Consider the following 25,299-nt stretch of genomic DNA (forward strand, 5'->3'; position numbering starts at 1 on the left):
AAGCTTGTGGCTACTCAAATCAAGGAGTCCAGCGGTGCATCGGGGGCAATTTGTCGCAGGTCGAGGTGGTATCCAGGGCAGAAGCGTGGCGACAGAATTGCCAGGACCGCAAGTCCATCGTCAACAGACTTTCGTGTCTGCTGTCGGACACTTATGTGCTTTATTTGAAGACCCATAATTTTCATTGGAATGTCACCGGTTCCATGTTTGAGCTGTGAATGACGCCCTGTGGGTGCTGTTCGCGCGTTGTCCTTGTCCTCGCGAAAAACACCTGTTTATTGAGTGAATTTTCGCCAGTCAGAGTAGGGAAAGTTCGGGCGTAGGACGCTCTCCATGATCTGCCTTCAGTTGTTGGCTTCTCCTACGCGGATGGTCAAAAAGTCATCTGGATATAACTTTGCTCTCGCGGTTCTATAAGTGAACAGGCTCTTATGGAAACCAGGGATGGCAAAGGAGTGTCAACGGTATGCTTTATGAAAACAGGCGAAAGGAGGTCAGGATCGGTCCACTCAAGAACACAAGGATTGATCCGTTTGTCAGTGAATTCGATATGGGGCTGGCTCAGCCCTTGTCCCGGTCGGTGCGCTTGAATGGCTTTGCGACCTGTTTGCGGCTTGAGCAGGTTTATTGGGACATTCTGGCTGAAATGGCCAAGGTTAATTGTTGCTCGGTCAGTGCATTGTTGTCTTACGTGGATCGCGAAGTGCATCTGCGTCATGGCGGGGTGAAGAATTTCAGTGGGCTGGTGCGGGTGGTTTGCGTCGTTCACAGCCTCAAGGAAGGCGGTTGTGTGGCCATGGCACCGTCCCGGCAGTGAAAGGGCAGCATGTCGATCTGTGCAGTCTTACGGCTGCACAGGCTGCATTTAATGGATATAATCCCGCTCTTTGCCGCAAAACCCAGCGTGCGCGGTAGCAATCTGATCGCCGAGACAACCCCCATGCCGATGTACGATTACCAATGTGCTTCCTGTGGTCATCAGTTGGAAGCCATTCAAAAGATCAGCGATGCACCGCTGGTCGACTGCCCTGCGTGCCAGGCAGCAGAGCTCAAGAAGATGTTGTCCATGCCGGGTTTCCGCCTCAGCGGTACCGGCTGGTACGAGACCGATTTCAAGACCGGATCCAAGAAGAACCTGGCTGGCGGCGACAAAGCTGACTAGGGTCCATGCTCTGGGCCGGGAGCCTTGAACTGAACCACACACGCGAGCGCTTGCATCCTCGGCCAGCCGATGTACGCAAGGTCTCCAACCGAATGACGAATTACGAGAAGTGAATCCACGACCATGATGCGCAGCCATTATTGCGGCCAACTGAACGAAAGCCTGGAAGGCCAGGAAGTTACCCTTTGCGGATGGGTCCACCGTCGCCGTGACCACGGTGGGGTGATTTTCCTCGATATCCGTGATCGTGACGGTCTGGCCCAGGTGGTGTTCGACCCGGACCGCGCTGAAACTTTCGCCGTCGCCGACCGTGTGCGCAGCGAATACGTGGTTAAAGTGACCGGCAAGGTGCGCCTGCGTCCGGCCGGCGCCACCAACGCCAACATGGCGTCGGGCATGATCGAAGTGCTGGGCTACGAGCTGGAAGTGCTGAACGAAGCGGAAACCCCGCCGTTCCCGCTCAACGACTACTCCGATGTCGGCGAAGAAACCCGCCTGCGCTATCGCTTCCTTGACCTGCGTCGTCCGGAAATGGCCGAGAAGCTGCGTCTGCGTTCGCGCATGACCACCAGCATCCGTCGCTACCTGGACGAGAACGGCTTCCTCGACGTCGAGACGCCGATCCTGACCCGTGCGACCCCGGAAGGCGCCCGCGATTACCTGGTGCCAAGCCGCACCCACGCCGGTTCGTTCTTCGCCTTGCCGCAATCGCCGCAGCTGTTCAAGCAACTGCTGATGGTGGCCGGCTTCGATCGCTACTACCAGATCGCCAAGTGCTTCCGCGACGAAGACCTGCGTGCCGACCGCCAGCCGGAATTCACCCAGATCGACATCGAGACCAGCTTCCTCAATGAAGAAGACATCATTGGTCTGACCGAAGGCATGATCCGCAACCTGTTCAAGGAAGTGCTGGGTCTGGAGTTCGGTGAGTTCCCGCACATGACCTTCGAAGAAGCCATGCGTCGTTACGGTTCGGACAAGCCGGACCTGCGTAACCCGCTGGAACTGGTCGACGTTGCCGACCAGCTCAAGGAAGTCGAATTCAAGGTGTTCAGCGGCCCGGCCAACGACCCGAAATGCCGTGTGACTGCACTGCGCGTACCGGGCGGGGCGAGCATGCCGCGCAGCAAGATCGACGACTACACCAAGTTCGTCGGCATCTACGGTGCCAAGGGCCTGGCGTACATCAAGGTCAACGAGCGTGCCAAAGGCGTCGAAGGCCTGCAGTCGCCAATCGTCAAGAACATCCCTGAAGCTGCCCTGAACGTGATCCTCGATCGCGTGGGTGCGGTCGATGGCGACATCGTGTTCTTCGGTGCAGACAAGTTCAAGATCGTCAGTGAAGCCCTGGGCGCACTGCGCATCAAGGTTGGTCACGATCTGAACCTGCTGACCTGCGAATGGGCACCGATGTGGGTCGTCGACTTCCCGATGTTCGAAGAGAACGACGACGGCAGCTTCACTGCCTTGCACCACCCGTTCACCGCGCCGAAGTGCACGCCGGCAGAGCTGGAAGCCAATCCGGCCACCGCACTGTCCCGTGCCTACGACATGGTCCTGAACGGCACTGAACTGGGTGGCGGTTCGATCCGTATCCACCGCAAGGAGATGCAGCAGTCGGTGTTCCGTCTGTTGGGTATCAACGAAGCGGAACAGGAAGAGAAGTTTGGCTTCCTGCTCGACGCGCTGAAATACGGCGCACCGCCGCACGGTGGCCTGGCCTTCGGCCTGGACCGTCTGGTGATGCTGATGACCGGCGCCCAGTCGATCCGTGAAGTGATCGCCTTCCCGAAAACCCAGAGCGCGGCGGATGTCATGACTCAGGCGCCGGGTCAGGTGGATGCCAAGGCATTGCGCGAATTGCACATTCGTCTGCGCGAAACGCCTAAGGCCGAGTAAGGCCGACCTGAAGGGCGCATCTTCGGATGCGCCTTTTCTTTATGGATAGGGTCGATATTTTTGTTTGCCGGCTGGCGCATCATGGCGTGGCGGGCAATGTTTCAAAGAGAATTCGGAGCGAGTTATGGCAGGTCATTCCAAGTGGGCGAACATCAAGCACCGCAAAGAACGTCAGGATGCCAAAAAGGGCAAGATTTTCACCAAGTGGATTCGTGAGCTGACCGTCGCTGCCCGTCAGGGTGGCGGCGATCCAGGCTCCAACCCGCGTCTGCGCCTCGCGCTGGACAAGGCCCTCGGTGCAAACATGAGTCGTGACATCATCGACCGCGCGGTGGCCCGTGGTGCCGGTGCTGCCGATACCGACGATATGGTTGAGCTGTCCTACGAAGGTTACGGCCCTGGCGGCGTGGCGGTGATGGTCGAGTGCATGACCGACAACCGAAACCGTACCGCGGCGGCTGTCCGCCATGCGTTCAGCAAGTGTGGCGGCAACCTCGGTACCGACGGTTCTGTGGCGTACCTGTTCGAGCGCAAGGGGCAGATTTCCTTCGCGCCCGGCGTCGATGAAGATGCGTTGATGGAAGCGGCCATGGAGGCCGATGCCGATGACGTCGTGACCAACGAAGACGGGTCCATCGACGTGTTCACATCGTTTGCCGGGTTCTATTCCGTGCGTAACGCGCTGGAAGCGGCCGGGTTCAAGGGCAATGACGCGGAAATCGTCATGTTGCCGACCACCAGCGCCGAGCTGGATCTGGAAGGCGCGGAAAAAGTCCTCAAGCTGATCGACATGCTCGAAGACCTGGATGACGTGCAGAACGTCTACTCCAACGCGGATATCCCGGAGTCGGTGGCCGCCCAGCTCGGTTAGGAGTGATTACGATCCAATGTGGGAGCGAGCCTGCTCGTGAATGCGGATTTTCAGGCAGCATCGTTGCTGAATATGAACCCGCTTTCGCGAGCAGGCTCGCTCCCACATTTGTCATTCGCTGTTTTTAATATCGTGCATTTACTTAACCCACAGGCGTTATGACTTTAATTCTTGGTATCGACCCCGGTTCGCGCATCACCGGGTATGGCGTGGTACGCGATACCGGGCGTGGCTGCGAGTACGTGGCCTCCGGCTGCATTCGCACCGGTGCCGGTGAGCTGCATGAGCGCCTGCAGATTGTCTATCGCGGGGTTCGGGAGATCATTCAGACCTACAAGCCTGTGACCATGGGCATCGAAAAGGTGTTCATGGCGCGCAACGCCGATTCTGCCTTGAAGCTGGGGCAGGCCCGCGGTGCCGCCATCGTGGCGGGCGCGGAGGAAAGCCTGGAGATTGCCGAGTACACCGCGACCCAGGTCAAGCAGGCGGTGGTTGGCACGGGGGCCGCCAACAAGGAACAAGTGCAAATGATGGTCATGCACATGCTGAAACTGACCAGTAAACCGCAAATCGATGCCTCGGACGCCCTGGCCATTGCCATTTGCCATGCCCACACCCGTTCCAGTCTGTTGCCCCATGGCCTGGGTTCGGCACGCAGTCGTGGCGGGCGCCTGCGTCTCTGATAGCATCGGCAGTCAATTTTATGGGATGAGGATTTGCGCCTGTTTTGTCGGCGCGCAATCCCTGCTCTGTCAGTCGCCGGCCTTGTGCTGGCCAACGCTCAAGGATCTGTAACGTGATTGGACGCTTGCGCGGCACACTGGCTGAGAAACAGCCGCCGCACCTGATTCTGGATGTAAACGGCCTGGGGTATGAGCTTGAAGTGCCCATGACCACGCTTTATCGCTTGCCGTCGGTCGGTGAACCGCTGACATTGCACACCCATTTGGTCGTGCGCGAAGACGCGCAGTTACTCTATGGCTTCGCCGGCAAGCGCGAGCGAGACTTTTTTCGCGAGTTGATCCGTCTCAATGGTGTGGGGCCGAAACTGGCCCTGGCCTTGATGTCGAGCCTTGAAGTCGACGAACTGGTTCGTTGCGTGCAATCCCAGGACACTTCGGCGCTGACCAAGGTGCCAGGCGTGGGCAAGAAAACCGCCGAACGCCTGTTGGTGGAGCTCAAGGATCGCTTCAAGGCGTGGGAAACAGTACCGGCCATGTTTGCCCTGGTACCGAACCAGCCGGACGGACCTGCGCCGGTCAATACCGCCGAGAACGACGCGGTCAGCGCGCTGATCTCCCTGGGCTACAAGCCGCAGGAAGCCAGCAAGGCGATTTCCGCGATCAAGGAGAAAGGCTTGAGCAGTGAAGACATGATTCGTCGCGCCCTGAAGGGAATGATCTAAGTGATTGAAGCTGATCGTCTGATCGCCGCCACGGGTGCTCCCCGTGACCGCGAGGAAGTCCAGGACCGGGCGATTCGTCCTGTCAGCCTGGCCGAATACATTGGCCAGCCGACGGTCCGTGAGCAAATGGAGTTGTTTATCCAGGCCGCCCGGGGGCGCAACGAGTCCCTGGACCACACCTTGATTTTCGGTCCTCCGGGATTGGGTAAAACCACCCTGGCCAACATCATCGCCCAGGAAATGGGTGTCTCGATCAAAAGCACTTCGGGGCCGGTCCTCGAGCGCCCGGGTGATTTGGCAGCGTTGCTGACCAATCTCGAGCCGCACGACGTGCTGTTTATCGATGAAATCCATCGCCTTTCGCCGATTGTCGAAGAGGTGCTGTACCCGGCCATGGAGGACTTCCAGCTCGACATCATGATCGGCGAAGGGCCGGCCGCGCGTTCGATCAAGCTCGATTTGCCGCCATTTACCCTGGTCGGCGCCACCACGCGGGCGGGGATGCTGACCAATCCGCTGCGTGACCGTTTCGGGATCGTCCAGCGCCTGGAGTTCTATAGCAACGCCGATCTGTCGACGATTGTCAGTCGTTCGGCGAGCATTCTCGGATTGCCACTGGACCCGGAGGGTGCATTCGAAATCGCCCGTCGTGCCCGTGGTACCCCGCGGATCGCCAACCGCTTGCTGCGCCGGGTGCGGGACTTTGCCGAAGTTCGCGCCAAAGGTCATATCACCAAGCCGATCGCCGATCTGGCCCTGAACCTGCTGGATGTCGATGAGCGTGGCTTCGATCACCAGGACCGCCGTCTGTTACTGACCATGATCGAGAAATTCGATGGCGGGCCGGTCGGGGTCGACAGTCTCGCTGCGGCCATCAGCGAAGAGCGCCACACCATTGAAGATGTGCTGGAACCCTATCTGATTCAGCAGGGCTACATCATGCGCACCCCGCGAGGGCGAGTGGTGACACGGCACGCGTACCTGCACTTCGGTTTAAACATTCCGTCACGATTGGGCGAGATGCCCGTGGTAGACGAGTTTCTCGATGCCGTGGACGATTAATTAACTTTTGCGTGCTGATTTTTCGGGCATTGTGCTGTCCCAGGACCGTACTTTTGCGAGAAAGCCGCAGAACAATGAAAAACAGTTGCCTGGCCGGATTGGCAACCCGAGGAGTAAGCACTAGAGTATGCGCGCGCAAAACGGGCTTGAGCCTTTCGCACATCGTTGTCGCGTTTATTACGAGGACACCGATGCGGGCGGCATCGTGTATTACGTCAATTACCTCAAGTTTATGGAACGGGCTCGAACCGAGCGGCTCCGAGAGCTGGGCTTTGCCCAATCGCAGCTGGCAGGGGAGGACCTGTTGTTCGTCGTGCATTCCAGCGAAGCGCGCTACCACGCGCCGGCGCGACTGGACGATGAGCTGCTGGTAAGCGCTGAAGTAATCGAATTGAACCGGGTCAGCCTGCGCTTCAAGCAGCAGGTCAGGCGGGCTACGGATAATGCACTGCTCTGCGAAGGGCAGTTTCTGGTGGCCTGTGTGCGCACTGAAAGTTTAAAACCCCGGGCCATTCCCGAAGCTCTACGAGCGGCCTTCGCCGACGTGAGCGGCGCGGGTACACACTCAAAGCAGGAGATAAAGCGTGGAAGCTAACGTCGTCGACCATTCCTCCATGTGGAGCCTGGTCAGCAATGCCAGTATCGTGGTGCAACTGGTAATGCTGACCCTGGTAGCCGCATCGGTGACCTCATGGATCATGATCTTTCAGCGCAGCAATCTGATACGTGCCGGTCGACGTGCCCTGGAGAGCTTTGAAGAGCGCTTCTGGTCGGGCATCGATCTGTCCAAGCTCTACCGTCAGGCTGGCAGCAATCCGGACCCGGACTCGGGTGTCGAGCAGATCTTCCGCGCCGGCTTCAAGGAATTCTCCCGTTTGCGCCAGCAGCCGGGCGTTGATCCGGAAGCAGTCATGGAGGGCGTTGCCCGTGCCATGCGCGTAGCCATTTCCCGTGAAGAAGAAAAGCTCGAGCAGAGCCTGCCGTTCCTGGCCACCGTCGGCTCTGTCAGCCCGTACATCGGTCTGTTCGGTACCGTCTGGGGCATCATGAACTCCTTCCGCGGTCTGGCGACTGCCCAGCAAGCGACCCTGGCCACTGTGGCGCCAGGTATCGCCGAAGCCCTGATCGCCACCGCGATCGGCCTGTTCGCCGCCATCCCGGCCGTTATCGCTTACAACCGCTTTTCTGCTCGCAGCGAAACCCTGCTGAGCCGTTACTACACCTTCGCCGACGAATTCCAGGCGATCCTGCACCGCAAAGTGCACACCAGCGAAGAATAAGCAGGTAATTTCCAATGGCTTTAATCGCTCGAGCTCGACACAAGCGCAAGCCGGTCGCCGAGATGAACGTGGTGCCTTACATCGACGTGATGTTGGTGCTGCTGGTCATCTTCATGGTGACCGCGCCGATGCTCAATCAGGGCGTGAAAGTTGATCTGCCGAAGGTTTCCAGCGAAGCCTTGCCGCAGGACAACAACACCCAGGTCCTGACCATTTCGATCAAGGCTGACAAGACCTATTACTGGAACCTTGGCAGCGAAGTCGACACAGAGAAGCAACAAGATCGCGCCATGACCCTGCCGCAGATGACGGACGCGGTCACCAAGATCATTCGCGCCGGCAACGAAGGCGGCAAGCGTACCCAGGTCTTCATTCGCGGCGACAAGAGCGTCGACTACGGTGCCGTCATGGGTGCCATGGGCGGGTTGCAGAAAGCCGGGGTCGGTAATGTTGGCTTGATTACCGAGGCGCCCTGATGCAGCAACAGCGAGAGCCGTCCGCCTCGGAAAGCTACTTCTGGCCTAGTGTCTGGGCGATTGGCTTGCACGTGCTGGTGTTCGGCATGCTGTTCGTCAGTTTTGCCTTCACACCGGAGCTGCCGCCGGCCAAACCGATTGTCCAGGCGACCTTGTACCAGCTGAAATCCAAAAGTCAGGCAACCACCCAGACCAATCAGAAGATTGCGGGTGAGGCGAAGAAATCCGCCGCACGCCAGACCGAAGAAGAGCAGTTGGAACAGAAGAAGGTTGAGCAGGAAGCAGTGAAGGCTGCGGAACAAAAGAAAGAAGAAGCGGCTCAAAAGGCCGAGGAAGCCAAGAAGGCCGACGAGTCCAAGAAAGCGGAAGAGGCGAAAAAGGCTGATGAAGCCAAGAAAGCTGACGACGCGAAAAAGGCCGCCGAAGCCAAGAAGGCAGAAGAGAAACAATTGGCTGATATAGCCAAGAAGAAAGCTGAAGAAGAAGCCAAGAAGGCTGCTGAAGAAGAGGCCAAGAAAGCGGCCGCTGAAGAAGCGAAGAAAAAGATCGTCGAAGACGCGAAGAAGAAAGCCGCGGAAGACGCCAAGAAGAAAGCTGAAGCTGAGGAGGCGAAGAAGAAAGTCGCCGAAGAAGCGAAGAAGAAAGCTGCTGCCGATGCTGCGAAGAAGAAATCGCAGGACGCGGCGAAAAAGTCCGCCGAAGACAAAAAGGCTCAGGCCCTGGCAGATTTGCTTTCCGACACGCCGCAGCGTCAGCAGGCCTTGGCCGATGAGCGAGGTGACGAAGTCGCCGGCAGTTTCGATGACCTGATTCGACTACGTGCAGCGGAAGGCTGGGCTCGTCCACCTTCGGCCCGCAAAGGCATGACGGTTCAGCTGCAAATCGGCATGTTGCCGGACGGTACGGTGACTTCGGTCAAGGTGCTCAAGTCCAGTGGCGACGGTCCGTTTGACGCTTCAGCCGTAGCGGCAGTGAAGAATATTGGACGTTTGACAGAAATGCAGGGAATGAAGCCGAGCGATTTTGCTCCGTATCGTTCATTCAAGATGACATTCACACCTGAGGATCTAGCCCCGTGAGAAACCTCCTTCGAGGAATGCTCGTCGTGATCTGCTGCATGGCAGGGATCGCGATGGCAGATGAGAAAAACATTCTGGTTACCAGCGGCAGCGATCGGGCCACCCCGATTGCAGTCGTGCCGTTCGGCAATCAGGGCGGCAGCGTGTTGCCGGATGACATGGCTGAAATCATCGGTAACGACCTGCGCAACTCGGGTTACTACTCGCCGATTCCAAAGCAGAACATGATCAGCCAGCCAAGCCAGGCCAGCGAAATCATCTTCCGTGACTTCAAGGCGCTGGGCGCCCAGTACGTCATGGTGGGCAGCATTGTTCCTGCGGGCGGTCGCCTGCAGGTGCAATACGCACTGTTCAACGTTGCTACCGAGCAGCAAGTGCTGACCGGCAGTGTGTCGGGTGGCGTCGATCAATTGCGCGACATGTCGCACTACATCGCCGACCAGTCGTTCGAAAAACTCACCGGTATCAAAGGTGCGTTTTCGACTCGCCTGCTGTACGTGACGGCCGAGCGTTTCTCCGAGAAGAACACTCGCTACACGCTGCAACGTTCCGACTATGACGGTGCCCGTGCGGTAACCCTGCTGCAATCGCGCGAGCCGATCCTGTCGCCACGTTTCGCACCGGATGGCAAGCGCATCGCCTACGTTTCATTCGAGCAGAAGCGTCCTCGGGTGTTCATGCAGAACATCGATACCGGTCGCCGTGAACAGATCACCAACTTCGAAGGCCTGAACGGCGCGCCAGCCTGGTCGCCCGATGGCAATCGCCTGGCGTTCGTGTTGTCGAAAGACGGCAACCCGGACATCTATGTCATGAACCTCGGTTCGCGTCAGATCACCCGCGTCACCAACGGTCCTGGTATCAACACCGAACCGTTCTGGGGCAAGGATGGCTCGACCATCTACTTCACGTCCGACCGTGGCGGCAAACCACAGATTTATAAAACCAGCGTCGGTGGCGGCGGTGCCGAGCGTGTGACTTTCGTCGGTAACTACAACGCCAACCCTAAGTTGTCGGCGGACGAAAAGACCCTCGTGATGATTCACCGCCAGGACGGTTTTACCAATTTCAAAGTGGCGGCTCAGGATTTGCAGCGCGGTAGTGTAAAGATCCTCACTGATAGCACTCTGGACGAGTCGCCTACTGTTGCGCCCAACGGCACCATGGTAATCTACGCCACCCGCCAGCAGGGCCGGGGAGTCTTGATGCTCGTGTCCATCAATGGACGCGTAAGGCTCCCACTTCCTACCGCACAAGGCGAAGTCAGAGAACCTTCCTGGTCCCCTTTCCTGAACTGACGCGGCGCTATACGTTTTACTTAACACACTGGGGTTCATTAGGAGTTTCACGATGGAAATGCTGAAGTTTGGTAAATTTGCTGCGCTGGCTCTCGCCATGGCTGTAGCTGTAGGTTGCTCGTCCAAAGGCGGCGACAATGCCGGTGAAGGCGCAGTAGATCCAAACGCTGGTTACGGCGCAAACACTGGTGCAGTTGACGGCTCCCTGAGCGAAGAAGCTGCACTGCGCGCTATCACCACTTTCTACTTCGAATACGACAGCTCGGACCTGAAGCCAGAAGCCATGCGCGCTCTGGACGTTCACGCCAAAGACCTGAAAGCAAACGGCGCTCGCGTTGTTCTGGAAGGCAACACCGACGAACGTGGTACTCGTGAGTACAACATGGCACTGGGCGAGCGTCGTGCGAAAGCCGTTCAGCGCTACCTGGTACTGCAAGGTGTTTCCCCAGCTCAGCTGGAACTGGTTTCCTACGGCGAAGAGCGTCCAGTTGCTACCGGCAACGACGAGCAGTCCTGGGCTCAAAACCGTCGCGTCGAACTGCGTAAGTAATTCGTCATGCGAACGTGCCGTCGTGCTGTAACTGTTTTGGCTCTCAGTCTCGCACCGCTTGCGGTGTGGGCTGCGGTTCCTGTGGTCGAAGACAACTCCGGCTATAACAATAGCGGGAGTAGTTATCCGCCTGCGGGTTACGGTACGAACGGCGCCTATGCCGGGGGAGGGGTTTCGGCCCCTGTCTCGGCACAGGGCGAGCTGTTCAACCAACTGCAATCAATGCAGCAACAAATCGAGCGCCAGCAAGGTGCAATCGAAGTTCTGCAAAATGATGTAGCGCGCATGAAGCAAGAGAACCTGGAGCGATACCAGGATCTTGATCGGCGCATAGGATCGGGCGTTGCACCAGCCGCGACTCCAGAAAATTCTTCCACCGGTGGTGATTTGAATGCCCCCGGTGCTGCAGCAGGTGCAGGCGCAGCCGCGGGGGCGGCAGCCGCTCAGGCACCTGCAGCGGGCAGCGAACCGGCAGACCCGGCGAAGGAAAAGCTCTATTACGACGCGGCCTTCGACCTGATCAAAGCCAAGGATTTCGACAAGGCCAGCCAGGCTTTCTCCGCATTCCTGCGCAAATACCCGAATAGCCAATACGCGGGCAATGCCCAGTACTGGTTGGGCGAAGTGAACCTGGCCAAAGGCGATCTGCAAGGTGCAGGTCAGGCATTTGCCAAGGTTTCGCAGCTTTATCCCAAGCACGCCAAGGTGCCTGATTCGCTGTACAAGCTCGCTGATGTAGAGCGTCGCCTTGGTCATACCGACCGGGTCAAAGGCATTTTGCAGCAGGTGGTTTCCCAATATCCGGGCACTTCCGCCGCTCAGTTGGCCCAGCGCGATCTGCAGAAAATGTAAGCCTGCTTGACCCGTTTCAAAGAAACCCGCGCTTGTCGCGGGTTTTTTCGTTAGAATTCACACCCTTTTTCTGAAACACGCTTTTTGGAATCTGCGCATTGCCGGGGTTCCTTGAAGTGCCTGACGGAGGCGGACAGCCTGTTTAGCTGTTACGCCCGTGGCGACTATGCAAGACACATTGAGAATCACCGAAGTTTTCTACTCGTTGCAGGGTGAAACTCGGACTGCCGGCCTGCCCACGGTTTTTGTGCGCCTGACCGGTTGCCCGTTGCGTTGCCAATACTGCGACAGCGCCTACGCGTTCACCGGCGGGACCATTCGCACGCTCGACGATATCCTCGAGCAAGTGGCCGGATTCCGCCCGCGTTATGTCTGTGTCACGGGCGGCGAGCCCCTGGCGCAACCCAACGCCATTCCTTTGCTCAAGCGGTTGTGTGATGCCGGTTACGAAGTGTCGCTGGAAACCAGTGGTTCGCTCGATATCTCGGCGGTGGATCCTCGGGTCAGTCGCGTCGTCGACCTGAAAACCCCGGGTTCTAAAGAAGCGCATCGCAATCGTTACGAAAACATTGAACTGCTCACGCCCAACGATCAGGTGAAATTTGTCATCTGCTCGCGGGAAGACTATGACTGGTCTGTTTCCAAGCTGATTCAATATGGTCTGGACCAGCGCGCCGGTGAGGTTCTGTTCTCGCCAAGCCATCACGACCTCAATGCTCGGGATCTGGCCGACTGGGTGGTAGCGGACAACCTGCCAGTACGTCTGCAACTGCAGTTGCATAAATATCTTTGGAACGATGAGCCGGGGCGCTGAAATGACGGAACAACTGAACACTGCGGAAAAACGTGCGGTCATCCTGCTGTCCGGTGGCCTGGATTCGGCCACTGTCGTCGCCATGGCACGTGCCGAAGGTTACAGCTGCTACACCATGAGCTTCGATTATGGTCAGCGTTCTCACGCCGAACTGTACGCAGCCGAACGTGTTGCCCGTGACTTGGGTGTCGTGGAACACAAGGTAATCGGCCTCAACCTGAACGGAATGGGGGGCTCGGCGCTGACTGATAGCAGCATCGATATTCCGGAAGAGTTGGGTGAGGGCATTCCGGTCACTTATGTGCCTGCGCGCAACACGGTATTCCTGTCCCTGGCACTCGGCTGGGCTGAAGTGCTGGGCGCACGGGACATCTTCATCGGCGTCAATGCCGTGGATTACTCCGGCTACCCGGACTGCCGTCCCGAATTCATCGAGTCGTTCGAGCGCATGGCGAACCTGGCGACCAAGGCGGGTGTGGAAGGTAATGGCTTCCGTATCCAGGCACCGCTGCAAAACCTCAGCAAGGCGCAGATCGTCCAGGCAGGTGTGAAGCTTGGGGTCAATTACGGCCTGACCGTTTCCTGCTATCAGGCCGACGATAACGGCCGTGCCTGCGGCAAATGCGACAGCTGCCGCCTGCGTGCTGAAGGCTTTGCGGCAGCCGGAATCAGCGACCCAACACCTTATTTTTGATTTATTTTAAAATAGGTGTTGAATAGTCCTTAAAAATCAGTATTATACGCGCCACCACACAGCGGGTCGTTAGCTCAGTTGGTAGAGCAGTTGGCTTTTAACCAATTGGTCGTAGGTTCGAATCCCACACGACCCACCATTTTCAAGCTGTTTTAAAAGTCTGGAAGGCCCACGAAAGTGAGGATTTCCGGATTTTTTTTTGCCCGCGATTTACCTCCGCCCGGTTCTTGGGCAGCACTGCACGACACAGGTCAGAATCATCTTTTGCATCCACGGGATATTCTGTAGCCTTGCGCAGCTTCAACGCTGTCCGTGCCTGATGAATACTCACTTTCCCGGCGGTACCCTGATGGGTCCGGAGCCGGGTGTATACTCGACTTTCGCGCGAATGCGCCTGCAGGTCTTGCGAACATGACGCAGATTTCCGAACGCCTTCTGGTTCAAGCCCACCTCGACGCCAAGCAGCCCAAGCCGCTGACAGCCGACGAAGAGGCCTATTACCGCGCCGCCATCGCTGCCGAGCTCAAGGCTCAGGACGCGGTGCTGGTCGCCCACTTCTATTGCGATCCGATCATTCAGGCCCTGGCCGAAGAAACCGGTGGTTGCGTCTCCGACTCGCTGGAGATGGCCCGCTTCGGTAATGCACATCCGGCCAAGACCGTAGTGGTCGCCGGCGTGAAGTTCATGGGCGAAACGGCCAAGATCCTCAACCCCGAAAAACGCATCCTGATGCCGACGCTGGAGGCGACGTGCTCGCTGGACCTGGGTTGCCCGGTCGACGAGTTTTCCGCGTTCTGCGACCAGCATCCCGAGCGCACGGTGGTGGTCTATGCCAATACATCGGCGGCAGTAAAGGCCCGGGCGGATTGGGTGGTGACTTCAAGCTGTGCGCTGGAAATCGTCGAAAGCCTGATGGATAACGGCGAAACCATTATCTGGGGGCCGGACAAGCATCTGGGCACCTACATTCAACGCCAGACTGGTGCCGACATGCTGCTGTGGGACGGTGCCTGCATCGTTCACGAAGAGTTCAAGTCCAAGCAGCTCGAAGACATGAAGGCGCTGTATCCCGATGCCGCGATCTTGGTGCACCCGGAATCGCCGACCTCCGTGATCGAACTGGCAGACGCTGTCGGCTCCACCAGTCAGTTGATTGCAGCGGCGCAGAGCCTGCCGAACAAGACCCTGATCGTCGCCACCGACCGCGGCATCTTCTACAAGATGCAGCAGTTGTGCCCGGACAAGGTGTTTATCGAAGCGCCCACGGCCGGTAACGGCGCCGCATGCCGCAGTTGTGCACACTGTCCATGGATGGCGATGAACACCCTTGAGCGCACGCTCAAGAGCTTGAAGGAGGGGGCAAACGAGATCTTTGTCGATCCTGCGCTGGTTCCTCAGGCCATTCGACCGCTCAAGCGCATGCTGGACTTCACCCAGGCTGCGCGGATGAAGTTGGCCGGGAACGCTTAATAGCTGTCAAATCGCAAAAAACTGTGGGAGCGAGCCTGCTCGCGAAAGCGGTGTATCAGCAACATTAATGTCGGCTGACACTCCCTCTTCGCGAGCAGGCTCGCTCCCACATTGGTTTGTGCTTTTCGGGATTACTTGGTCTTCTTGGGAATCCGCACCAGCCGGGTATTGGAGTACATGTCGTGCCAGCTGCGGTGCTGCTTGTCGAACAGCGACCAGAAGAACCCCAGGCCAACGCACAGCAGCGATGCGATCGACACCACGAAGCGCAACAGCGCTTGCCACAGGCTGATGGAGGAGCCGTCGGCGTTCTGTACACGGATGCACCAGACCTGCATACCCAGAGTCTGGCCGGACCAGGTCCAGAATTTGGCGAAAAAGCCAAACAGTACGAACAACAACACGGTCGAGAGCAGCGGGTCGCCATCAAGTGCCCCGGCCTCTGTGAGCGCGCGCATTTTGTCTTCGCCGATGATTGCCATCTGGATCATTTTGTAAATGCCACTGGTGACGATCAGCAGGGCGGTGCACAGCAGGAAGTCATAGAACATCGCGGCCAGACGACGACCCAGGCCAGCGGCAGGAAATTCGCCCTGGGGGTTAAGCAGGTGTTTCGACATGGCGGCTCTCGGCGAAAAAAGAAACCATTTTACGGATTTACGCGCACAAAAAAGCCCCTGATGTCAGCATCAGGGGCTTTTTCGTAACAGAAGATTAGGCTTCTGCTTGTACTTCGTCAGCCTGCATGCCTTTCTGGCCTTGCACGGCGATGAAGGTCACTTTCTGGCCTTCTTTCAGGCTCTTGAAACCGTTGCCCTGAATAGCGCGGAAATGTACGAACAGATCCGGACCGCTTTCTGGAGTGATAAAACCAAAACCTTTCTCGTCGTTAAACCACTTGACGGTACCGCTCTGACGTTGGGACATTTCTTATTTCCTTTGACGCTAAAATTAATGACAGTCTCCTTCTCATGAAAGAGTACTGGGGCTGGTTGCAGGAGAGTAAGAAGACGTCGAACGGGATGTAGCTAACTTGTAGGCTACTGCCCAGGTCACGATTCCAAGCGACCCATGCAAACACAGTGAACAAACTCTACGCCAACTATGGGAGAAAAAACAAGCCCCTGCCAAGCCCCGGATTTCCTCAGGTTGCTGGCAGTTTGTCGGCTCATGGTGGCTGCTTATTCGATACGCTTGTTCAATTGTTTTCGAACGTTATAAGCAAAGTTCATAATCGAAGCTTAGAGCCAAACGATGCACTCTTTTATGGCGGTTGCGTTACACATTAGTGCACTGTTAACGCAACCGCGTTACTTATAGGAACAATCAATCAGCCGCGATAGTAGCGTTGTGGAACAAATGGCATTTTGCTTACAAGCAAAGGAACCTTTTTCCCACGAACAATTGCCCATACCTGTGTATCGAGAGCGATATAAGCGCTGTCGAGGTAACCCATCGCCAAAGGACCGCCCAGGGTCGGCCCGAAACCGCCGCTGCAGACGCTTCCGATGATCTCGCCCGCTTCGTTGACGATCTCGGCACCTTCACGCACCGGGGTGCGTTCCTGTGGCAGAAGGCCGATGCGCTTGCGGCTGACACCGCCCTGTTGTTGGGCAAATACGCTTTCAGCCCCAGGGAAACCACCCGCACGTGCGCCATCGGCACGACGTGGCTGGGAGATGGCCCACAGCAGGCTGGCTTCGATCGGGGTGGTGTCGGTGTTCATATCGTGGCCGTACAGGCACAGGCCGGCTTCCAGGCGCAGCGAGTCGCGCGCGCCCAAGCCGATGGCTTCGACTTCCGGCTCCGCCAGCAGGGCGCGGGCAAGGGCTTCGGCACTGGCGGCCGGCACAGAGATTTCGAAACCGTCTTCACCGGTGTAGCCCGAGCGGCTGACAAAGCAGTCCACGCCCAGCAGTTTCACGCGAGCGAACTGCATGAACGTCATCTTCGCCACTTCCGGTGCCAGACGTGCCAGCACAGTGACCGCCGCCGGACCTTGCAGGGCGAGCAGGGCGCGCTCTTCGAACAGCGGTTCGATCGCGCATTGTTCGCCAATGTGTTTGCGCAGATGCGCCAGGTCCTGATCCTTGCAAGCCGCGTTGACCACCAGGAACAGTTCATCGTTACCCAGGTTGGCAACCATCAGGTCGTCGAGGATGCCGCCGGTCTCATTGGTGAACATCGCATAGCGCTGCATGCCTACCGGCAAGTCAATGATATCCACCGGTACCAGGGTTTCCAGGGCCTTGGCGGCATTGGCGCCGGTCAGGCGGATCTGGCCCATGTGCGAAACATCGAACAACCCGGCCTGATCACGGGTGTGCTGGTGCTCTTTCATCACGCCCAACGGGTATTGCACGGGCATGTCATAGCCGGCGAAGGGCACCATGCGCGCGCCCAGTTCGATGTGCAGTGCGTGCAATGGGGTTTTCAACAGTTGTTCGGTGGACATATTCAGCTCCTGAAAAAGTGCTTATGCAGGTGAGCGCACATCAGCACTCGATAATGTTGACCGCCAAACCGCCACGGGCGGTTTCCTTGTATTTGCTTTTCATGTCGGCGCCTGTCTGGCGCATGGTGCGGATGACCTTGTCGAGGGAGACGAAGTGCTGTCCGTCACCCCGCATGGCCATGCGCACCGCATTGATGGCCTTGACCGAACCCATGGCATTGCGCTCGATGCAAGGCACCTGCACCAGACCGCCAATCGGGTCGCAGGTCAGGCCCAGGTTGTGTTCCATGCCGATTTCCGCAGCGTTTTCCACTTGTTGCACCGTGCCGCCGAGGACTTCGCACAAGGCCCCGGCCGCCATGGAACACGCCACGCCGACCTCACCCTGGCAGCCGACTTCGGCGCCGGAAATCGAGGCGTTTTCCTTGTACAGGATGCCGATGGCCGCGGCGGTCAGCAGAAAGCGCACCACCCCGTCATCGTTCGCCGTAGGAATGAAACGCATGTAGTAATGCAACACCGCCGGAATGATCCCGGCCGCACCGTTGGTGGGGGCCGTGACGACACGCCCGCCATTGGCGTTTTCTTCGTTGACCGCCAGGGCGTACAGGTTGACCCAGTCCAGCACCGACAGCGGATCGCGCAGGGACGATTCCGGGTTCTTGCACAATTGCCGATACAGCGCGGCCGCCCGGCGCTTGACCTTCAGGCCACCGGGCAGAATGCCTTCGTTACGGCAACCGGCGGCGACGCAGTCCTGCATGACCTGCCAGATCTTCAACAGGCCGGCACGGGTTTCCGCTTCCGGACGCCATGCACTTTCGTTGGTCAGCATCACCTGGCTGATGGACAAGCCGTAGGTGGCGCAATGACCGAGCAGTTCCTTGGCGTTTTTGAAGGGAAAGGTCAGGGGGGTCGAGTCTTCGACGATGCGGTCGGCGCCGGCGGCGTCTTCATCGACGACAAAACCGCCGCCCACCGAGTAGTACTCGCGGCTGCGGATTTGCAGGCCCGCGGCGTCGAATGCGCGAAAAATCATGCCGTTGGGGTGATAGGCCAACGGTTTGCGAATCATCGCCAGGTGTTCTTTCTCGTTGAACGCAATGCTGTGTTCGCCGAGCAGGTTCAAGCGTCCGTTGCCGCGAATGGCTTGCAGGCGGGCGGCGACGGTTTCGGTGTCCACGGTATCCGGGTGTTCGCCTTCCAGGCCGAGCAGCACCGCTTTGTCGCTGCCATGGCCCTTGCCGGTGGCGCCGAGTGAGCCGTAGAGCTCGACCTTGACGCAGGTGGTGGCCGTCAGCAGCCCGTCACGGCGCAAGCCTTCGACGAAGCGCGCGGCGGCGCGCATTGGACCGACGGTGTGGGAGCTGGAGGGGCCGATGCCAATCTTGAACAGGTCGAACACGCTTAACGACATGGTTGTTCTCCGGTTTCTTGTTATAGGAATTGGCGGAATGTGAGACTTGGCACAACCCCTGTGGGAGCTGGCTTGCCAGCGATGGCGATCTCTCAGCCACGTCATGGGTGACGGTCAGGCCTTCATCGCTGGCAAGTCGAATCGTCGCACCGCAGCTCCCACAGGGTTTTGTGGTGTTCTTGAAAACGGGGGCGAGCGAACCCGCCCCTTTATTGCCTTAAGCGTAGCTTTCGATCGACGGGCAGGCGCAAACCAGGTTGCGATCGCCGAACACGTTGTCGACGCGACCGACCGGCGGCCAGTATTTGCCTTCGATCAGCGACGCGACCGGATACACCGCCTGCTCGCGGCTGTACGGGTGCGACCACTCGCCGACCAGCTCTGCCGCCGTGTGCGGGGCGTTTTTCAGCGGGTTGTCGTCCTTGTCCAGGGTACCGTTTTCCACCGCGCGGATTTCTTCGCGGATGCGGATCATGGCGTCGCAGAAGCGGTCCAGTTCTTCCTTGGATTCGCTTTCGGTCGGCTCGATCATCAGCGTACCGGCCACCGGGAACGACATGGTCGGGGCATGGAAGCCGAAGTCGATCAGGCGCTTGGCCACGTCATCGACGCTGATGCCGCTGCTGTCTTTCAGCGGACGCAGGTCGAGGATGCACTCGTGCGCCACCAGGCCATTGCTGCCGGTATACAGCACTGGGTAGTGCTCTTCGAGGCGGCGGGAAATGTAGTTGGCGTTGAGGATCGCCAACTGCGAAGCGCGTTTCAGGCCGGCGCCACCCATCATGCGGATGTACATCCAGGTGATCGGCAAAATGCTCGCGCTGCCGAACGGTGCCGCACAGACCGCGCCTTCCTTGCGTGCCATTTGCGCGTGGCCCGGCAGGAAAGGAGTGAGGTGCGATTTGACGCCGATCGGGCCGACACCCGGACCGCCACCGCCGTGGGGGATGCAGAAGGTCTTGTGCAGGTTCAGGTGCGATACGTCGCCGCCGAACTTGCCCGGCGCGCAGAGGCCGACCATGGCATTCATGTTGGCGCCGTCGATGTACACCTGGCCGCCGTTGTCGTGAATGATGCCGCAGATCTCGCGGATGCCTTCCTCGAACACACCGTGGGTGGACGGGTAGGTGATCATCAGCGCGGCGAGGTGTTCGCGGTGCTCGATGGCCTTGGCGCGCAAGTCTTCGATGTCGACGTTGCCGCGGGCGTCGCAGGCGGTGACAACCACACGCATGCCGGCCATTTGCGCGGTGGCGGGGTTGGTGCCGTGAGCCGACGACGGGATCAGGCAGATGTCGCGACGGTCTTCGCCACGGCTCTGGTGGTAGGCACGAATCGCCAGGAGACCTGCGTATTCACCCTGGGAACCGGCGTTCGGTTGCAGCGAGATCGAGTCGTAACCGGTGGCGGCGCAGAGCATCGCTTCCAGTTCGTCGGTCAGTTGCTGGTAGCCGGCGCTCTGCTCGGCCGGGGCAAACGGATGCAGCGCACCAAATTCGGCCCAGGTCACCGGGATCATTTCGCTGGCGGCGTTGAGTTTCATGGTGCACGAACCCAGCGGGATCATGGTGCGGTCCAGCGCCAGGTCCTTGTCGGCCAGTTTGCGCAGGTAGCGCATCAGCTCGGTTTCCGAGTGATAACGGTTGAACACCGGGTGGCTGAGGATCGGCGACTGGCGCACCAGCGCGGCCGGGATGGTGCTTTGTACCGAGGTGGCGACAGCGGCGAAGTCCGGCAGCGCCTTGCCGTTGGCCAGCAGGCTCCACAGGGTTTCGATGTCGGCCTGGGTGCTGGTTTCGTCGAGGGACAGGCCCAGACGCTCGGCATCGACCACGCGCAGGTTGATCTGTTGCGCGCGCGCTTTTTCGTGCAGCGCGGCGGTGTGGGCGCCGGTGTTCAGGGTCAGGGTGTCGAAGAAGCTGACTTGTTCAACTTGCAGACCGAGATTGCTCAGGCCCTTGGCCAGAATCGCGGTGAGGTGATGCACGCGATTGGCGATCTGCGTCAGGCCTTTCGGGCCGTGGTACACGGCGTACATGCTGGCGATGTTGGCCAGCAGCACTTGCGCGGTACAGATGTTCGAAGTGGCCTTCTCGCGGCGGATGTGCTGTTCGCGGGTCTGCATGGCCAGGCGCAGGGCCGGCTTGCCGAAACGGTCCACGGAGACGCCGACCAGACGGCCCGGCATGTCGCGTTTGAACGCATCCTTGGTGGAGAAGTACGCAGCGTGCGGGCCGCCGAAGCCCAGCGGAACGCCAAAACGTTGTGCACTGCCGATGGCCACGTCGGCGCCAAATTCGCCCGGTGGGGTCAGCAGGGTCAGGGCCAGCAGGTCGGCGGCTACCGCTACCAGGGCGTTGGCGGCGTGGAAACGTTCGGTCAGTTCGCGGTAGTCGAACAGGTCACCGTTGCTCGCTGGATATTGCAGCAGGGCGCCGAAGAACGGGGTCACGTCAGTCAGTTCAAGTTCGTCGCCCACCACTACTTCGATGCCCAGCGGCTCGGCACGGGTGCGCAGTACGTCGAGGGTCTGCGGGTGGCAATGCACGGACGCGAAGAATTTGTGGCTGCCCTTGTTCTTGCTCAGGCGCTTGCAGAAGGTCATGGCTTCGGCGGCGGCGGTGGCTTCGTCGAGCAGGGAGGCGTTGGCGATCGGCAGGCCGGTGAGGTCGCTGATCAGGGTCTGGAAGTTCAGCAGCGCTTCGAGGCGGCCCTGGGAAATCTCCGGCTGGTACGGGGTGTAGGCGGTGTACCAGGCCGGGTTTTCCAACAGGTTGCGCAGGATTGGCGACGGCGTGTGGGTGCCGTAGTAACCCTGGCCAATGTAAGTCTTGAACAGCTGGTTTTTGCTGGCGATGGATTTGATCAACGCCAGGGCGTCGGCTTCGCTCAGGCCGTCTTCGAGGCCGAGGACGCTGGTGCCCTTGATGCTGTCGGGGATGACGCTGGCGCTCAGGGCTTCCAGGGAGTCGAAACCGAGGCTGTTGAGCATGGCTTGCTCGTCGCCGGCGCGCGGGCCGATGTGACGGGCGATGAATTCGTTGGCAGTAGTCAGGTTGACCTGGGTCATGTCGGTGCTCCTCAGGCTTCGGCTTGGGCTTTGATCAGACGGTCGTAAGCGTCCTGATCCAGCAGTTTGGCGACAGCCGAAGCGTCAGCGGGTTGGAAGCGGAAGAACCAGCCTTCACCCAGCGGGTCTTCGTTGACCAGTTCCGGGCTGCTGTCCAGCGCCGGATTCACTTCCAGCACTTTACCGTCCAGAGGCATGTAAACGCCGCTGGCCGCCTTTACCGATTCCACGGTGGCCGCTTCAGCGCCCTTGTCGTAGGACTGCAGCTCCGGCAGTTGTACGAAAACCACGTCGCCCAGTGCGTTCTGTGCGAAAGCGGTAATGCCGACTGTGACAGTGCCGTCAGCTTCGGTGCGCAGCCATTCGTGATCTTCAGTAAAACGCAATTCGCTCATGGAAAACTCCTAAGGGGCCAGACTCGTCTGGTGGACGCGATTGAATGCTTGGGCATTTGCCCTGATTTATGAGTGGTTACTAAGCAAGAACACGGCCAATGTTTTTTTATTGTTAATAATCAACGACTTAGAATGTTTTCAGAAGGCGATTGATTTGCTTGCTGTAGCGAAATCGCTACAGATGCAAGTGAAGATAAAAGCTGAAGTGGATCAAAGCCTTGCAGGACGCTGATCGGAGAGGGGTGTAGCGATATCGTTCCGCTGTAGCGCTTTCAGTACAGGTGGAGGTCGTTTTTGAAGTGATTTTCAGGACAAACACACAATCTCTGTGGGAGCGAGCCTGCTCGCGAAGACGGAGTGTCAGTCGAAGCTTATTTGACAGTCACACCGCTTTCGCGAGCAGGCTCGCTCCCACAGGGTTTTGTGTTGGTAGCGGGATTACGGTTTGTTGGGAATACCGTACTTGCGCAATCGATGAGCGATCGCGGTGTGGGAGGTTTGCAGGCGGCTCGCCAGTTGGCGGGTCGAGGGGTAGCTGACGTAGAGTTTTTCCAGGAGGGTTTTTTCGAACTCGTCCATGGCCTGTTCCAGGCTGTCGATGTCCTGGTCGCTCTGGCGCGCCACCGACGTGCCGGCAATGTCGAGGTCGCCGATGTCCACCAGGCTGCTTTCGCAAATGGCCGCGGCGCGGAAAATCACGTTTTGCAGTTGACGCACGTTACCCGGCCAGCGATTACCCAGCAGGGCGGGATAAGTGCCCGGCGCCAGGCGACACACCGGGCGCTGGATCTGCGCGCAGGCTTGCTGCATGAAGTAGCGGGCCAGCAGCAGAATGTCCTGGCCGCGCTCACGCAGCGGCGGGACTTCGACATTGAGGACATTGAGGCGGTAAAAAAGGTCTTCGCGGAACTGGCCTTCGCTGACCATCTTTTCCAGGTTGCGGTGGGTCGCGCTGAGAATGCGTACGTTGACCTTCACTTCGCGATCGCCACCGACCCGACGGAAACTGCCGTCGTTGAGGAAACGCAGCAACTTGGCCTGCAAGTACGGCGACATCTCGCCGATTTCATCGAGGAACACCGTGCCCTGGTTGGCCAGCTCCATCAGCCCCGGCTTGCCACCCCGTTGTGCGCCGGTGAAGGCGCCGGGGGCATAGCCGAACAGTTCGCTTTCGGCGAGATTCTCCGGCAGCGCCGCACAGTTCAACGCCAGAAACGGTGAATTGTGCCGCGCACTGATGGCGTGGCAGGCCCGGGCCACCAGTTCCTTGCCGGTGCCGGTTTCACCCTGGATCAACAGTGGCGCATCAAGGGCTGCCACCCGTTGCGCGCGGACCTTGAGCGTGCGGATCACCGGCGATTCGCCCAGCAGCGCATCGAAACCTTCGGCGTGGTCGTGGTGCAGCGCCGACAGCTGTTCGCCGATGCGGTTCGGTTGATACAGGGTCAGCAGGGCGCCGGCGTCAGTGATCGGCGTGGCGTCCAGCAACAACGTCTGGCCGTTCACCGTGATTTCCCGCAGCGGCAAGCGAAAGCCGTGTTCGAGCAGGGTGTCGAGCAGCGCCGGGTCGCCGAACAGGTCGGCAACGCTTTCACCGGCCGGTTCGCGGCCATACAGGGCAATCAGCGCGGGATTGCCCAGCAGCACCTTGCCGGCACTGTCTAAAGCCAGCACCGGATCGGTCATGGCCGCCAACAGTGCATCGAGCTGCAGGTGCCGACGCTGGCCGGGCAGGATGTCGACCACTGTCATCGCCTGCACGCCGCGCACGCTGAGCAACGCATCGCGCAGCTCTTCGAGGACGTCCGGACTGAGGGTCGGCGCGTCGATATAGACGTTGGGCGGAATCATTTCCACCGCATCCAGATTGAGATTGCGCCCACCGAGCAAGGCCAGGACTTCCTGGGTAATACCGACGCGGTCGATGAAGCTGACGTGGATACGCATGGGGCGGTTTCAGGTTCTGGAGTGCGGAGGGTGGCAAGTATGCCTTGGGGCGGGCGTTTGGTGAAATCCTGCGCGCTGCAGGCAGGGATGTTTCCACTGTGGGAGCGAGCCTGCTCGCGAAGAGGGCGTGTCAGTCGACAGCAGTGTTGGCTGACACTCCGCTTTCGCGAGCAGGCTCGCTCCCACAAAGGATAGTCTGGTCACTTTGATCAATTTGAGGGACCACCATGAAGTTGTTGCTTGCGTATCAACCACCTTACGACTGGCCGGCGATGCTCGGCTTTTTGTCGGCGCGGGCAATTGCCGGAATGGAAGAAGTGGTCGACGGCGTTTACTCGCGCTCCATCGGCTTGAAAGGTGCTCACGGCAGCCTGTCGATCAAGCCTGCGACAGCGGACTCACTGGAGCTGACACTCGACTTCCCCGACCCGGCGGCCGTGCCCGAGATCGTCGCGCGGGTGCGACGGATGTTTGACCTGGATGCCGACCTGCCCTCGATTCATCAGCATTTGGCGGCTGATCCGCTGCTGGCGCGGTTGATTGCCGAGCGTCCGGGACTGCGTGTGCCGGGGGCCTGGGACGGACTGGAATTGGCGATTCGTGCGGTGTTGGGCCAGCAGATTACGGTGGGGGCCGCGATCAAACTGGCGGGGAAACTGGTGGCGCAATACGGCGTGCCAATGACCACGCCGCAGGGTGGCTTGAGCCACGTGTTTCCTGAGGCCGAGGTCTTGGCGATGGCGGATCTGGCGGCATTGGGGATGCCGAAAAGCCGTGGCCGCACATTGTCGGGCGTGGCCCGGGCATTGCTCGATGATCCGTTGCTGTTCGAACCGGGTCGGCAGGGCGGTGTGGCGCGCTTGCTGGCCTTGTACGGCATAGGTGACTGGACGGCGCAATACATTGCCCTGCGGCAGTTGCGCGAGATGAATGGGTTTCCCACGGGGGATGTGGGGTTGATCAATGCCTTGGCAGCGCTTGAGGGGCAGGGCGTGACAGCGCGGCAGTTGTCGTTGCGGGCTGAAGGGTGGCGGCCGTATCGGGGGTATGCGGCGCAGTTGCTTTGGACTTCGTTGAGTCGGTCGGATTGAGGCTGGCCCTGC

General features: G+C 59.2%; 26 protein-coding genes, 1 tRNA gene and 1 pseudogene. 21 read left to right on the plus strand and 7 right to left on the minus strand.

The features are described from left to right. Positions 1-116 precede the first annotated feature (116 nt). The 19 genes and pseudogenes from BJ917_RS32395 to nadA all read left to right on the plus strand — a co-directional run. A pseudogene (locus tag BJ917_RS32395) lies at positions 117-209 on the plus strand (DNA starvation/stationary phase protection protein); the annotation flags it as partial. Positions 210-466: 257 nt separating this feature from the next. After that, positions 467-817, plus strand: a complete 351-nt coding sequence (locus BJ917_RS22705; protein ID WP_096509339.1) for a ribbon-helix-helix domain-containing protein — start codon at positions 467-469, stop codon at positions 815-817. 123 nt (positions 818-940) lie between these two features. Further along, the gene (locus BJ917_RS22710; protein ID WP_096515216.1) at positions 941-1,162 is read left to right on the plus strand and encodes an FmdB family zinc ribbon protein; all 222 of its coding nucleotides are present in this window, start codon (positions 941-943) and stop codon (positions 1,160-1,162) included. Positions 1,163-1,285: 123 nt separating this feature from the next. After that, positions 1,286-3,061 (plus strand): aspartate--tRNA ligase, encoded by a 1,776-nt coding sequence (gene aspS, locus BJ917_RS22715; RefSeq protein ID WP_096509340.1) that lies wholly within the window; start codon positions 1,286-1,288, stop codon positions 3,059-3,061. Positions 3,062-3,185: 124 nt separating this feature from the next. After that, entirely contained in the window at positions 3,186-3,932 is a 747-nt protein-coding gene (locus BJ917_RS22720; protein ID WP_096509341.1) for a YebC/PmpR family DNA-binding transcriptional regulator, read from the plus strand. Positions 3,933-4,090: 158 nt separating this feature from the next. After that, the gene (gene ruvC, locus BJ917_RS22725; RefSeq protein ID WP_096509342.1) at positions 4,091-4,615 is read left to right on the plus strand and encodes a crossover junction endodeoxyribonuclease RuvC; all 525 of its coding nucleotides are present in this window, start codon (positions 4,091-4,093) and stop codon (positions 4,613-4,615) included. Between the two features lie 113 nt (positions 4,616-4,728). Further along, positions 4,729-5,337, plus strand: a complete 609-nt coding sequence (gene ruvA, locus BJ917_RS22730) for a Holliday junction branch migration protein RuvA (protein WP_096509343.1) — start codon at positions 4,729-4,731, stop codon at positions 5,335-5,337. Beyond that, positions 5,338-6,399, plus strand: a complete 1,062-nt coding sequence (ruvB, locus tag BJ917_RS22735; protein ID WP_096509344.1) for a Holliday junction branch migration DNA helicase RuvB — start codon at positions 5,338-5,340, stop codon at positions 6,397-6,399. A gap of 127 nt (positions 6,400-6,526) precedes the next feature. After that, complete coding sequence (ybgC, locus tag BJ917_RS22740; RefSeq protein ID WP_008027788.1) at positions 6,527-6,994, plus strand: tol-pal system-associated acyl-CoA thioesterase; 468 nt, start codon at positions 6,527-6,529, stop codon at positions 6,992-6,994. Further along, entirely contained in the window at positions 6,984-7,679 is a 696-nt protein-coding gene (gene tolQ / locus BJ917_RS22745) for a protein TolQ (protein WP_060539647.1), read from the plus strand. The genes ybgC and tolQ overlap by 11 nt, the downstream gene beginning before the upstream one ends. Before the next feature lie 23 nt (positions 7,680-7,702). Next, positions 7,703-8,155 (plus strand): protein TolR, encoded by a 453-nt coding sequence (gene tolR, locus BJ917_RS22750; protein ID WP_172901655.1) that lies wholly within the window; start codon positions 7,703-7,705, stop codon positions 8,153-8,155. Then, a complete protein-coding gene (gene tolA / locus BJ917_RS22755) occupies positions 8,155-9,234 on the plus strand; it encodes a cell envelope integrity protein TolA (protein ID WP_096509346.1) in 1,080 nt (359 codons plus the stop codon). The genes tolR and tolA overlap by 1 nt, the downstream gene beginning before the upstream one ends. Before the next feature lie 17 nt (positions 9,235-9,251). Further along, the gene (gene tolB, locus BJ917_RS22760; RefSeq protein WP_172901656.1) at positions 9,252-10,532 is read left to right on the plus strand and encodes a Tol-Pal system beta propeller repeat protein TolB; all 1,281 of its coding nucleotides are present in this window, start codon (positions 9,252-9,254) and stop codon (positions 10,530-10,532) included. Between the two features lie 52 nt (positions 10,533-10,584). Beyond that, positions 10,585-11,082, plus strand: a complete 498-nt coding sequence (pal, locus tag BJ917_RS22765; protein WP_003178634.1) for a peptidoglycan-associated lipoprotein Pal — start codon at positions 10,585-10,587, stop codon at positions 11,080-11,082. Positions 11,083-11,088: 6 nt separating this feature from the next. Next, the gene (ybgF, locus tag BJ917_RS22770; RefSeq protein WP_121104634.1) at positions 11,089-11,934 is read left to right on the plus strand and encodes a tol-pal system protein YbgF; all 846 of its coding nucleotides are present in this window, start codon (positions 11,089-11,091) and stop codon (positions 11,932-11,934) included. Positions 11,935-12,100: 166 nt separating this feature from the next. Continuing rightward, on the plus strand, positions 12,101-12,748 hold the full coding sequence (gene queE, locus BJ917_RS22775; RefSeq protein ID WP_096509349.1) for a 7-carboxy-7-deazaguanine synthase QueE: 648 nt from the start codon (positions 12,101-12,103) through the stop codon (positions 12,746-12,748). 1 nt (position 12,749) lies between these two features. Continuing rightward, on the plus strand, positions 12,750-13,442 hold the full coding sequence (queC, locus tag BJ917_RS22780) for a 7-cyano-7-deazaguanine synthase QueC (protein ID WP_096509350.1): 693 nt from the start codon (positions 12,750-12,752) through the stop codon (positions 13,440-13,442). 63 nt (positions 13,443-13,505) lie between these two features. Continuing rightward, positions 13,506-13,581 (plus strand) — tRNA-Lys (locus tag BJ917_RS22785). A gap of 272 nt (positions 13,582-13,853) precedes the next feature. Next, a complete protein-coding gene (gene nadA, locus BJ917_RS22790; protein ID WP_096509351.1) occupies positions 13,854-14,912 on the plus strand; it encodes a quinolinate synthase NadA in 1,059 nt (352 codons plus the stop codon). A gap of 131 nt (positions 14,913-15,043) precedes the next feature. Here the strand turns inward: nadA and BJ917_RS22795 are convergent, their stop codons facing one another. The 6 genes from BJ917_RS22795 to gcvH form a co-directional block, all read right to left on the minus strand. After that, complete coding sequence (locus BJ917_RS22795) at positions 15,044-15,532, minus strand: RDD family protein (protein ID WP_096509352.1); 489 nt, start codon at positions 15,530-15,532, stop codon at positions 15,044-15,046. 94 nt (positions 15,533-15,626) lie between these two features. Then, a complete protein-coding gene (locus tag BJ917_RS22800) occupies positions 15,627-15,839 on the minus strand; it encodes a cold-shock protein (protein WP_007977299.1) in 213 nt (70 codons plus the stop codon). Between the two features lie 403 nt (positions 15,840-16,242). After that, entirely contained in the window at positions 16,243-17,367 is a 1,125-nt protein-coding gene (gcvT, locus tag BJ917_RS22805; RefSeq protein WP_121104636.1) for a glycine cleavage system aminomethyltransferase GcvT, read from the minus strand. 40 nt (positions 17,368-17,407) lie between these two features. Beyond that, positions 17,408-18,784: an L-serine ammonia-lyase gene (locus BJ917_RS22810; protein ID WP_096509354.1), complete on the minus strand. Its 1,377-nt coding sequence runs from the start codon at positions 18,782-18,784 to the stop codon at positions 17,408-17,410. 217 nt (positions 18,785-19,001) lie between these two features. Then, the gene (gcvP, locus tag BJ917_RS22815; RefSeq protein WP_121104637.1) at positions 19,002-21,854 is read right to left on the minus strand and encodes an aminomethyl-transferring glycine dehydrogenase; all 2,853 of its coding nucleotides are present in this window, start codon (positions 21,852-21,854) and stop codon (positions 19,002-19,004) included. Between the two features lie 11 nt (positions 21,855-21,865). Next, a complete protein-coding gene (gcvH, locus tag BJ917_RS22820) occupies positions 21,866-22,249 on the minus strand; it encodes a glycine cleavage system protein GcvH (RefSeq protein ID WP_121104639.1) in 384 nt (127 codons plus the stop codon). A gap of 40 nt (positions 22,250-22,289) precedes the next feature. On the opposite strand from gcvH, the gene BJ917_RS22825 reads away from it, so the two are divergent. Next, a complete protein-coding gene (locus BJ917_RS22825) occupies positions 22,290-22,481 on the plus strand; it encodes a hypothetical protein (RefSeq protein ID WP_121104642.1) in 192 nt (63 codons plus the stop codon). A 206-nt stretch (positions 22,482-22,687) separates the two neighbouring features. Here the strand turns inward: BJ917_RS22825 and BJ917_RS22830 are convergent, their stop codons facing one another. After that, positions 22,688-24,196: a sigma-54-dependent transcriptional regulator gene (locus BJ917_RS22830; protein WP_096509357.1), complete on the minus strand. Its 1,509-nt coding sequence runs from the start codon at positions 24,194-24,196 to the stop codon at positions 22,688-22,690. A gap of 227 nt (positions 24,197-24,423) precedes the next feature. Between BJ917_RS22830 and BJ917_RS22840 the strand changes: the two genes are divergently transcribed. Next, positions 24,424-25,287 (plus strand): DNA-3-methyladenine glycosylase, encoded by an 864-nt coding sequence (locus BJ917_RS22840; RefSeq protein ID WP_096509358.1) that lies wholly within the window; start codon positions 24,424-24,426, stop codon positions 25,285-25,287. Positions 25,288-25,299 lie beyond the last annotated feature (12 nt).

The organism is Pseudomonas sp. WPR_5_2, assembly GCF_003634475.1.
In the GTDB taxonomy this organism is placed as follows: domain Bacteria; phylum Pseudomonadota; class Gammaproteobacteria; order Pseudomonadales; family Pseudomonadaceae; genus Aquipseudomonas; species Aquipseudomonas izuensis.

Coding starts and splice junctions, on each gene's coding strand:
- ybgC (WP_008027788.1), top strand. CDS start 6,527: ATGCGCGCGCAAAACGGGCTTGAGCCTTTCGCACATCGTTGTCGCGTT.
- tolA (WP_096509346.1), top strand. CDS start 8,155: ATGCAGCAACAGCGAGAGCCGTCCGCCTCGGAAAGCTACTTCTGGCCT.
- BJ917_RS22710 (WP_096515216.1), top strand. CDS start 941: ATGCCGATGTACGATTACCAATGTGCTTCCTGTGGTCATCAGTTGGAA.
- pal (WP_003178634.1), top strand. CDS start 10,585: ATGGAAATGCTGAAGTTTGGTAAATTTGCTGCGCTGGCTCTCGCCATG.
- queE (WP_096509349.1), top strand. CDS start 12,101: ATGCAAGACACATTGAGAATCACCGAAGTTTTCTACTCGTTGCAGGGT.
- tolB (WP_172901656.1), top strand. CDS start 9,252: ATGCTCGTCGTGATCTGCTGCATGGCAGGGATCGCGATGGCAGATGAG.
- BJ917_RS22800 (WP_007977299.1), bottom strand. CDS start 15,839: ATGTCCCAACGTCAGAGCGGTACCGTCAAGTGGTTTAACGACGAGAAA.
- BJ917_RS22840 (WP_096509358.1), top strand. CDS start 24,424: ATGAAGTTGTTGCTTGCGTATCAACCACCTTACGACTGGCCGGCGATG.
- BJ917_RS22705 (WP_096509339.1), top strand. CDS start 467: ATGCTTTATGAAAACAGGCGAAAGGAGGTCAGGATCGGTCCACTCAAG.
- gcvH (WP_121104639.1), bottom strand. CDS start 22,249: ATGAGCGAATTGCGTTTTACTGAAGATCACGAATGGCTGCGCACCGAA.
- BJ917_RS22795 (WP_096509352.1), bottom strand. CDS start 15,532: ATGTCGAAACACCTGCTTAACCCCCAGGGCGAATTTCCTGCCGCTGGC.
- queC (WP_096509350.1), top strand. CDS start 12,750: ATGACGGAACAACTGAACACTGCGGAAAAACGTGCGGTCATCCTGCTG.
- BJ917_RS22830 (WP_096509357.1), bottom strand. CDS start 24,196: ATGCGTATCCACGTCAGCTTCATCGACCGCGTCGGTATTACCCAGGAA.
- ruvC (WP_096509342.1), top strand. CDS start 4,091: ATGACTTTAATTCTTGGTATCGACCCCGGTTCGCGCATCACCGGGTAT.
- nadA (WP_096509351.1), top strand. CDS start 13,854: ATGACGCAGATTTCCGAACGCCTTCTGGTTCAAGCCCACCTCGACGCC.
- aspS (WP_096509340.1), top strand. CDS start 1,286: ATGATGCGCAGCCATTATTGCGGCCAACTGAACGAAAGCCTGGAAGGC.
- BJ917_RS22720 (WP_096509341.1), top strand. CDS start 3,186: ATGGCAGGTCATTCCAAGTGGGCGAACATCAAGCACCGCAAAGAACGT.
- gcvT (WP_121104636.1), bottom strand. CDS start 17,367: ATGTCCACCGAACAACTGTTGAAAACCCCATTGCACGCACTGCACATC.
- BJ917_RS22810 (WP_096509354.1), bottom strand. CDS start 18,784: ATGTCGTTAAGCGTGTTCGACCTGTTCAAGATTGGCATCGGCCCCTCC.
- ybgF (WP_121104634.1), top strand. CDS start 11,089: ATGCGAACGTGCCGTCGTGCTGTAACTGTTTTGGCTCTCAGTCTCGCA.
- gcvP (WP_121104637.1), bottom strand. CDS start 21,854: ATGACCCAGGTCAACCTGACTACTGCCAACGAATTCATCGCCCGTCAC.